Annotated in this window: 4 protein-coding genes; all 4 read left to right on the top strand. The window is 34.5% G+C overall.

Annotation, left to right across the window (positions count from 1 at the left end; genetic code table 11):
- The first annotated feature begins 26 nt into the window (after nt 1-26).
- Nucleotides 27-317 (top strand): HU family DNA-binding protein, encoded by a 291-nt coding sequence (locus Q0X02_RS07805; RefSeq protein WP_297814024.1) that lies wholly within the window; start codon nt 27-29, stop codon nt 315-317.
- Nucleotides 318-388: 71 nt separating this feature from the next.
- Nucleotides 389-883, top strand: a complete 495-nt coding sequence (locus tag Q0X02_RS07800) for a hypothetical protein (RefSeq protein ID WP_297814021.1) — start codon at nt 389-391, stop codon at nt 881-883.
- The gene (locus tag Q0X02_RS07795) at nt 883-1,764 is read left to right on the top strand and encodes a YitT family protein (RefSeq protein WP_297814019.1); all 882 of its coding nucleotides are present in this window, start codon (nt 883-885) and stop codon (nt 1,762-1,764) included. The genes Q0X02_RS07800 and Q0X02_RS07795 overlap by 1 nt, the downstream gene beginning before the upstream one ends.
- Nucleotides 1,765-1,767: 3 nt before the next feature.
- Nucleotides 1,768-2,991: a diphosphate--fructose-6-phosphate 1-phosphotransferase gene (locus Q0X02_RS07790; protein ID WP_297814016.1), complete on the top strand. Its 1,224-nt coding sequence runs from the start codon at nt 1,768-1,770 to the stop codon at nt 2,989-2,991.
- Nucleotides 2,992-3,159: the final 168 nt, after the last annotated feature.

The raw sequence follows: 3,159 nt of genomic DNA, 5'->3' as shown, positions 1-3,159 counted from the left end.
TATTTTGAAAATTTAAGGAGGACAAGATGAATAAATCTGAATTATTATCAAGCATAGCTAAAAAAAGTGAGCTATCAAAAGTAGAAAGCGAAAGAGCTTTAAACGCATTTATTAAAACTGTAGAAGAAACATTAGCAAAAGGTGAAAAAGTTCAATTAGTTGGATTTGGTACATTTGAATCAAGAGAAAGAAAAGCTCGTGAAGGAAGAAATCCAAGAAATCCTGAAGAAAAAATCAAAATTCCTGCATCAAATGCGCCTGTATTCAAAGCTGGTAAATCTTTAAAAGAAGCAGTTAATCAAAAAAAGAGTAAATAGTTTATAAATCAGGCTTTGTGCCTGATTTTTTATTATTTACATTTACAATAAACGAAAAGAAAGAAAACAATATGATTTACGATTTTTATATAAATAAGGATATTAAAGACAGATTTAAGATTTTTTCTGATGACAAGTTAATCTTTTCGGGCTACAAAGAAGGTAACAGTACATCTTTTTTTGATGCTTTTATAGGTTCTAGCTTCGACAAAGGATGTAATTTTGTTTTTTATGACAATGACGAAAATGCTGTCATGAAAGTAGAGCGTATTTTTTATGAAAAAAATAAAAAATACATAGTTAATACCGACAAAAAAAGCTTTACTTTGGAATCGGATATGTCCAATTCGATAAAATACAACAACGAACTAGATATTGACATTTCGGATTTCAAAGAAGTAAATGTGCTTGGATTTGGAAGTATAAAGTTGAATAAAAAGAATTTCAGCATTTATGAGAAGTTTACTCTTGAAGTGGATGACAAAGACAATCTATTTTATGTGATTGCTGTAAGTTTGTTTATTTGGGATGTTTTTATTAAAGAAAGATTAGGATTTATAAAATAATGGACAAGACGGATTTTTTTGTTAAAAATTTTGGAAGTAAACGAGAAGCTAGAAAGAAAATCATATCAATATTGCTCGCTAATTTGTTGGCAGCTGTTGCTATTGATTTCTTTTTTAGTCAGAAAAACTTTTTAAGTGGCGGTTCAACAGGCATTGGACTTTTGGTGCAATACATTATTGGAGTTCCTACAGGTATCACGGTATTTTTGTTGAATATTCCGATTATGATTGTAGGTTACAAATTTTTGACAAGACAGTTTGTAAACTACGCAGCGATTTCGACTATTGTGTTGTCAGTGTACTTGACGCTGTTTCATTATCTTCCCAATCCGTTTATTTTGAAGGATGATATGCTAGTAGCAGTAGTTGGTGGGGCGATTAATGGAACCTCGATGGGAACTTTGTTTAGGTGTGGAACGTGCAGCGGCGGATTGGATATTGTAGCTGCGATAATGAAAAACGAAAAAGATATTTCGATAGGCAATGTCCTCATGGGTTGCAACGCTGTCATAATTGCGATTGGAAGTATTTTGTACGGAGTTGACAAGGGATTTTACACGATTATTTCGATGTTTGTAGCTTACAGAGTGCTAGATAGAATTGAACTTGGATTAGGGGAGACGAAACAAGTTTTCGTCATCACATCCCACAACGAAGAAGTGGCATCTATTATTATGGAAGATATGAACAGAGGAGTTACATTCCTACACGGGGAAGGAGCTTTCCTTAGCAACGAACAAGATGTTATTTTTTGCGTTTTGAAAAGGCCACAAGTAGCTTATTTGAAGAAAAAATTGAAAAAAATCGATCCTCGTGCATTTATCACGGTAAATGACGCATACGAAGTGTTGGGCAAAGGATTTGAAAGAGAAGAATACTAGGGAGTGATTCACATTAAAAATTTGTTGATAGCACAATCAGGTGGACCTACTTGTGCAATTAATGCCACATTGGCTGGATGTTACAAAAAAGCTTTGGAGTTGGGATTTGACAATGTTTATGGTGCGTTGTACGGCGTACAAGGATTGTTGGATTCGAAAATAATCGACTTGAAATCTCAAATAAAAACAGATGAAGATTTGAACAGACTAAAAATCACACCGGCAAGTGCGTTGGGTAGTTGCAGATACAAAGTGGATAGCGAAGAAAAACTTGCGAAGATTGTAGAAATTTTGAAATCATTCAAGATAAATTACTTTATCTACATTGGCGGAAATGACTCCATGGACACAGTGTACCAATTATCCAAATACATCGAAAAAATCGGAGAAGATATACACGTGATGGGCTCTCCTAAGACAATCGACAATGATTTGTTCGGAACAGACCACACGCCAGGATTTGGCTCTGCAGCGAAGTTTGTGGCAAATTCTGTCTATGAAATAGCCAAAGACGTCGAAATCTACGACTACAGGACGATAACAATTGTGGAAATTATGGGACGATACGCTGGATGGTTGACAGCGGCAGGAGCAATCTCTAAGAAACTTTGCAACCTCGGAGCGGATTTGGTGTATATAAGTGAAGACACGTTTGAGTTCGACAATTTGGTAAAGGAAATCAACGAAAATTTCAAACGAACAGATAACATTTTAATCTTAGTAAGTGAAGGCATCAAAGACTCTTCCAATAACTTCATATCCAAATCATCAGGCAAAAAAGACAAGTTCGGCCATGTGCAATTGCAAGGACCATCTCACATAATCAGAGATAAATTAAAAGAAATCTACGATATGCCAATAAGAAGTATCGAGCTTAACATACTACAAAGATGTGATATGTCATTTGCATCCAAGACAGACATCGAAGAATCATTCGAAGTTGGAGAATTTTCTGTAGAATGTGTAGAAAATCATTCCGGCAAAATGGTTGGAATCAAAAGAATTTCCAACAAACCCTACAAGACGGAATTTGAACTTGTGGATATAGAAAAAGTTGCCAACAAAACCAAAATGATAATTCCTAAATACACAGACAGCCATTTCCAAATTGACGATGAATTTATGGACTACATCCTTCCGTTAATCGAAGGAGAAGTTAACATAGAATACAAAAATGGAATAGCACAGTATTTTGCTTTTGACAAAGAGGATATAGTGCAAATTTAAAATCAAGAGCAGAGTTTGTAAAATTCTGCTTTTTTTAAAATTTCAGAAAAATTGAAATATTTTGAAAAACACTTTACAAATTTTTTTAATTGTGCTATCATAGAAAGGTAGTCGTGGTTCATTAGCTCAGATGGTAGAGCACCTGACTTTTAATCAGGGTGTCCCGGG

The sequence above is a fragment of the uncultured Finegoldia sp. genome (genome assembly GCF_947252345.1).
Lineage (GTDB): Bacteria > Bacillota > Clostridia > Tissierellales > Peptoniphilaceae > Finegoldia.
Note: the sequence above shows the minus strand (reverse complement) of the source record. Positions and strands in the feature narration are given on the sequence as shown.